Origin of the sequence: Streptomyces canus (assembly GCF_001514145.1) — a bacterium.
GTDB classification, from domain to species: Bacteria; Actinomycetota; Actinomycetes; order Streptomycetales; family Streptomycetaceae; genus Streptomyces; species Streptomyces canus.
Genome location: NZ_KQ948656.1, coordinates 1,066,985 through 1,072,363, shown reverse-complemented (window position 1 = coordinate 1,072,363; position 5,379 = coordinate 1,066,985). Strand labels below are relative to the sequence as shown.

Here is a 5,379-nt window from a genome sequence, read left to right as displayed (position 1 = left end):
GTCCGAGCTGACGGCAAGGGGCTTCCCTGCCCGTTCGCGCGGGGTCTCGGCGCAAGGGCACGGTGAAGGCCGGCCCCGGCCCGGTGAACGCGCCCGCCGTGGTCGCCGGCACCACCGTCCGACGCGGTGACGTGATCGCGGCCGACGACGACGGAGTGCTGTGCGTTCCCCTGCAGGACTGCTCGCACACACTCGGCCACCGTCGTCGCGACCAAGGGGAAAGGAAGAGCCGACCCGCCGCACTTGACAACTCAGTACAGAACCGCCTAGGTTTCTGACTGTTCAGTACACAACCGTCCTGAGCTCACCGGACAGGCTGCGTGCACGCCTGGCGCCTCACCGTCCCGTCGCTCTACCTGTACGGGGCCACAACCCGGCGCAGGGCACTTCCTGCACCTGGAGCAGCCCCAGACGGTCGCCGATCACATCCTGGGCTTCCTGAACAGCTGACCCCCCACCGACCACCCAGAACTCGAAGGGCTGACCGAACCATGACTGACAAGGAAAGGCAGGAGGCCATGGCTATGGCGACTTCTCCGTACGTGAGCGACGCACTGGCCGAGGGGACCGTCGACGCGGTGGTGATCGGCGGGGGCGCCGCGGGGCTGAACGGTGCACTGATCCTCGCCCGCTCCCGCCGCTCGGTCGTCGTGATCGACAGCGGCTCCCCGCGCAACGCGCCCGCGGAGGCCGTGCACGGCCTCCTCGCCCTGGACGGCACCCCGCCGTCCGAGATCCTTCGACGGGGCCGGGAGCAGGTGCGCCAGTACGGCGGACGCGTCGTGTCCGGCGAGGTGGTCGCGGCCGAGTCTGCCGCCCCGTCGGCGGACGGGGACCTGCGGTTCACCGTCACCCTGGCCGACGGCCGCCACATCACCGCCCGCCGCATCCTGGTCGCTACCGGCCTCACGGATGTGCTCCCGGAGGTGCCCGGGCTTGCCGAGCACTGGGGACACAGTGTGGTGCACTGCCCGTACTGCCACGGCTGGGAGGTGCGCGACGAGCCCATCGGCATCCTCGCCACCGGCCCCGCCTCCATCGACCACGCGTTTTTGTTCCGTCAGCTGACCGAGGACCTGACCTACTTCACCCACGGCACCGACCTGGACGAGGGCAGCCGCGCCCGCTTCGCCGCCCGCGGCATCCACGTCGTCGACACCCCGGTCACCGAGGTCGTCAACGACGCGGAGGGTGCCCTCGCCGGGGTGCGCCTGGCCGACGGCCAGGTCGTGGCCCGCCGCGTCCTCGCGGTCGCCGCGCAGCTGCAGGCCCGCACCCAGGGCCTGGAAGGTCTGGGCCTGCCGGTGCGGGACCTGCCGAAGGGCCGCGGTTTCGCCTCCGGCACGGCCGGCACCACCGAGGTGCCGGGTGTGTGGGTGGCTGGCAACGTCACCGATCTGGTCGCCCAGGTCGGAGCCTCCGCAGCGGCCGGCGCACTGGCCGGCGCCGACATCAACAGGACGCTCGCCATCGCGGACACCGACGCGGCCCTCCAGAAGATCGCCGAGGCAAGCCCCCAAGCGGCCACACGATGATCTCGAAGCCCTGAGATCTCAGCCCGTCACCCGCTCGCCTCACCTTTGTCGGCGAGGAGAGCGACCTGTTCCCCCACCTGGAAACTGATCAGTTTCCAGGTGGTTTTCAGTCATGCCCAGCGAGCAGGCAGCAGGAGCGTCGCGCCGAGGTCAACGCAACCCTCCTCGACGTCCTCGCCCGCCTCGACGACTCCACATCCGCGGCTTCCTGAGCGGCCGACCCACCCCCCACAAGATGAAGGACACGGCAATGTCGGAGCGCCATCCCATGGACAAGAACACGACATCGCGACAGCGGGCCCTGGTGGTCGGCCTCGGGATAAGCGGGATCACCTCCGCGCTGCGACTGCATCGCGCGGGCTGGGACGTGGTGGTGCTGGAGAAGGCCCCCGAGCGGCGCCGCGGCGGATACTTCCTCGCCCTGTTCGGGGCCGGGCTCGCCGCCGCCGAACGGCTGGGCTTCGCCGATGCGGTGTCGAATCGCGTCGCTCCGGAAAGCGTGAGCTACGACGTCGACCGCACGGGCCGGCGCCGCCGCGGTGTGGGCTACGCCGATGTGTTCCCCGGGTCTCGACTGACGGTGCGGGGCGACATCGAAGACGCGGCCTTCACCGCCCTGCCCGACGAGGTCGAGATCCGGTACTCGACCGTGCCGATCGCGCTGGACCAGTACCTCGACGGGGTGGACGTCGAGATCCGCGACCTGACGACGGAGACGACGACCGTCGAACGGTTCGACCTGGTGGTCGGGGCGGACGGACTGCGCTCGACGGTGCGCCGGCTTGCGTTCGAGCCCGAGCCGAGCCCGATCCGTCGACTGAACTACATGATCGCCGTGTACAGCCTGCCCGAGCCGGTACCCGGCTACCGCCCACAGGACGGGCTGACCATGGCCGAGGCGGGCCGATCGGTGTGGGTGTTCCCGTTCGCCGACCGTCCGCCGTCGGTGCTGTTCTCCTACCGCACCGACGACGTGGACGCCGAGTTCACCCGGCCGGCCATCGACTCGCTGCGCGCCGCCTACGGCGCCGAGCCCACCGGCTCCACGCTCGGTTGGCTGCTCGACCAGTTCGAGAAGGCCCCGGACCACCTGTTCGACTCCACCGAGCAGGTGCACCTCGACCACTGGTACCGCGGCCGAGTCGTGCTCGTCGGCGACGCCGCGTGGTGCCTGACCCTTTACTCCGGCATGGGGGCATCCGCCGGCCTGGCCGGGGCGGACCTGCTCGGCACCATGCTGGAACGCCACCCGCACGACGTGCCACGAGCGCTGCAGGACTGGGAGGACCACCTGCGCCCGTTCATCGACTACCACCTCGGCAGCGGTGTGAGCCAGCGCGGTTTCCTCACCCCGGGCAACCGCGCCGAGTTGCTGCTTCGGTCCGTGATGATCCGCCTCGGCCGGCTGCCGATCGCCGGCCGGCTGCTCGCCAAGACGAGGGCCAAGAGTACGCGGATGAAAAGTCTGGATATCGCCGCCGCCGCAGCGTGAGTGGAGTTCCTCGCATACGAGCGGGAGAACGAGGCCGTCTGGGCCCGAAACTTCGTCGAACGAATGCTAGGGCGCAGGTCGCGGGGATGGCCGGGAGGTCATGTACCGGAGAACAGGCTGTTGTCCGGTGCATCGGGGTTCACCCGAGCTGCTTGCTCCACGCGTCGTAGCAGCCGCGGTCGACGAGCCTGGTCCAGTCTGCGTCGAGGGTGGCGACTACCGTCGTTTGGCTGCGGGTGCCGCACCGGCTGCACGCGATCCCGGTCTTGCGGTCGAGGCGGTGCAGCTGCAGCGGAACCTGGGCGGGTTCTGAGCGCACGACGCGGTTGGCGAGGCGGGTCATCGGCGCCGCGGCTTGGTCGTGGAATCGCCGCCACCGCGGCGGCCGCGGACGAGAAGGAGCCGGGTCCGATGCTGGTGTGTGCGTTGTTGAGGAACGAACGCAGCCGGCCGGTGCGGGCATCGTGCAGTTCGCCGGCCATGCCGGTAAGGCGAGCAGCCACAGCACAGATCTGCCGCGGGCGGCCCTGGGTAGCCGCAGTGGCCGGTAGCCGTCGGTGTCCAGCTTGGCCAACTCGCCGTCGATGTCCACCGAGTGGGTTCTGTAAAAGTTGACGTTGGCGTGGTGGCTGGGCCAGATGTGCGCCAGCAGCTCATCGTCGATGGGCCGGCCGGCACGACGCAGCGCGGTCACCGCCAGGCCGTAATAACTCGGTGCTCCAGGTAACGATCGCGTTGGTGGCCACCGTCAGGCACCACATCTGCTCCGACTGCTGCTCGTGGTGCCGGCGCCGGACCGCTCCCTCGCCGGCGTAGGCCAGTTCCCGGCGCAGGGCGTGCAGGTTCTCGCCCTTGTTCAACTGCCGGGCGATGCGCCGGCGGTACGACTCATCGGCCAGATAGTTGCGCTACCTGTCGGATCCGCAGTTACGCCGGCGGACCACGGCGGCGACCAGCAAGGTCGAGTCCTACAACAACTTCTCCGCCTGGTGCCGGTTCGGCGACGAGGGCCGGGTCCGCGACAACGACCCCGCCGAGCAGGAGAAGCACATCAAGTTTTCCACCCTGTTGACCGACGCCGTCATCTTCCACACCACCTTGGACATGATGAGCGTGCTGCGCCAGCTCGCCGCCGAGGGCTGGGAGACCAAACCGGAGGATCTGGCCGTGCTGTCGCCGTACGAGACGATGCGGATCAACCGGTTCGGCGTCTACGCCACCGACGAGATCACCATCACCCCGGAGCAGTACGACGCGCACCTGCCCGACATCGACCTCACCCTCGACCCGGTGCCCTGACCCGGCCCGGCTCAGTCCTGGCCGCCGCAGGTGTCGCCGGACAGGAACGGGTCGCCGTTGACCAGCGGCGCCCGGCGGACCGCGCCGCGGACCACCTCGGGCAGCGGGTCGGGCCAGTCGTCCGGGCTGATTTGGGAAGTACGCGCCGGCCCGCCGCACGGTCGTGAGCAGCGCCTGGGCCAGGGCGCGGTGGTGGGTCGGCTCGGCCGGCGCGCCGTCCTTGACGGTGACGCCTGCCGCGGCGGTGACGGCCTGTACGGCGGCGGCCGGCCGGTCCGGGTGGATCGGGTCACCGGAGTACTGCATGAGCCGGGTCGCGCAGTGGCCGATCCCGTCGAGGATCCGGTCCCGGGTCTCGTAGTCGCGGCCACCGGCCGCGGCGTAGCGGCCCATCATGGCCCGCCCGTAGTTTCCAGCGTAAAAACAACGATCAGGCTGGTCAGGGTCCAGGAAGGGCTCTCGCTATGGTGGTTGGGCACGGCCGCGACGGCCGCGGCGAGAGTTGAGCCTGGGGAAGCGGAAGTCGGCCCCGCCCTGGTCGCGCGGGGATAAAGATCGTGGCTATGAGTGAGCCCTACCCGGACGAGTTGGTCGATGTGGTGGACCTGTACGTCGATGTCCAGCAGGTTCTGCTCAACCGGCTGGCCGTCGGCGCTGACCCGGGCCGTGTCGGGGTCGCCATGCAGGCTCACGAATTCCTGCACACGCGGTCCGGGTTGGCGCAGCGGCGGCCGAAGTGCCACTGTCTGCCGGCGGCGAGGCGTTCGGCCGGCTGACCGTGTAGTTCAAGGCCGGCGACACCGTGTATGCGGTGGAGCAACTCGACTGGATGCGGGCGCAGTTCTTCGCCGGCCGCCCGGGCGACCGCCCGGCGGCGCGTGAACCTGCGGGCCGTGCCTGCGGGGCGTCGAAGTGGGCCCGTCGCATCGGATGCCGGTGCAACGGGGCCGGCCGTGGCCTTCTCAGCTTTGGCGCGGGCGAGGCAGCAAGGCGAACGCGCTTTCCGCGATCGAGGTGAGGCGGGCGGGGCTGTGGCCGTATGCGCCGACGACG

Annotated in this window: 7 protein-coding genes; 5 read left to right on the top strand and 2 right to left on the bottom strand. The window is 70.2% G+C overall.

The genetic code is table 11. From position 1 onward, the window contains the following. The first annotated feature begins 62 nt into the window (after nucleotides 1–62). The 3 genes from AQJ46_RS58760 to AQJ46_RS04740 all read left to right on the top strand — a co-directional run bounded on the left by AQJ46_RS58760 (nucleotide 63) and on the right by AQJ46_RS04740 (nucleotide 3,027). The gene (locus AQJ46_RS58760; protein WP_318656710.1) at nucleotides 63–278 is read left to right on the top strand and encodes an RraA family protein; all 216 of its coding nucleotides are present in this window, start codon (nucleotides 63–65) and stop codon (nucleotides 276–278) included. Between the two features lie 240 nt (nucleotides 279–518). Then, the gene (locus AQJ46_RS04745; RefSeq protein ID WP_059204329.1) at nucleotides 519–1,535 is read left to right on the top strand and encodes an NAD(P)/FAD-dependent oxidoreductase; all 1,017 of its coding nucleotides are present in this window, start codon (nucleotides 519–521) and stop codon (nucleotides 1,533–1,535) included. Nucleotides 1,536–1,785: 250 nt separating this feature from the next. Continuing rightward, complete coding sequence (locus tag AQJ46_RS04740; protein ID WP_225887235.1) at nucleotides 1,786–3,027, top strand: FAD-dependent monooxygenase; 1,242 nt, start codon at nucleotides 1,786–1,788, stop codon at nucleotides 3,025–3,027. Nucleotides 3,028–3,166: 139 nt separating this feature from the next. On the opposite strand, the gene AQJ46_RS56510 is transcribed toward AQJ46_RS04740, so the two are convergent. Both AQJ46_RS56510 and AQJ46_RS58975 read right to left on the bottom strand, forming a co-directional pair. After that, nucleotides 3,167–3,721 carry a hypothetical protein gene (locus AQJ46_RS56510; protein WP_208616870.1) on the bottom strand — a complete coding sequence of 185 codons (555 nt, stop codon included), beginning with the start codon at nucleotides 3,719–3,721 and terminating at the stop codon, nucleotides 3,167–3,169. Next, a complete protein-coding gene (locus AQJ46_RS58975; protein ID WP_404828365.1) occupies nucleotides 3,681–3,887 on the bottom strand; it encodes a Tn3 family transposase in 207 nt (68 codons plus the stop codon). Before AQJ46_RS58975 ends, AQJ46_RS56510 begins: the two co-directional genes overlap by 41 nt. Before the next feature lie 43 nt (nucleotides 3,888–3,930). Between AQJ46_RS58975 and AQJ46_RS04730 the strand changes: the two genes are divergently transcribed. Both AQJ46_RS04730 and AQJ46_RS04720 read left to right on the top strand, forming a co-directional pair. After that, a complete protein-coding gene (locus AQJ46_RS04730; RefSeq protein WP_063803754.1) occupies nucleotides 3,931–4,326 on the top strand; it encodes a Tn3 family transposase in 396 nt (131 codons plus the stop codon). A gap of 563 nt (nucleotides 4,327–4,889) precedes the next feature. Beyond that, on the top strand, nucleotides 4,890–5,102 hold the full coding sequence (locus AQJ46_RS04720) for a hypothetical protein (protein ID WP_159063992.1): 213 nt from the start codon (nucleotides 4,890–4,892) through the stop codon (nucleotides 5,100–5,102). Nucleotides 5,103–5,379 lie beyond the last annotated feature (277 nt).

Bases quoted from the DNA above. Each gene is read 5' to 3' on its own strand.
- AQJ46_RS04740 (WP_225887235.1), top strand. From the start codon at position 1,786: ATGTCGGAGCGCCATCCCATGGACAAGAACACGACATCGCGACAGCGG.
- AQJ46_RS04720 (WP_159063992.1), top strand. From the start codon at position 4,890: ATGAGTGAGCCCTACCCGGACGAGTTGGTCGATGTGGTGGACCTGTAC.
- AQJ46_RS04745 (WP_059204329.1), top strand. From the start codon at position 519: ATGGCTATGGCGACTTCTCCGTACGTGAGCGACGCACTGGCCGAGGGG.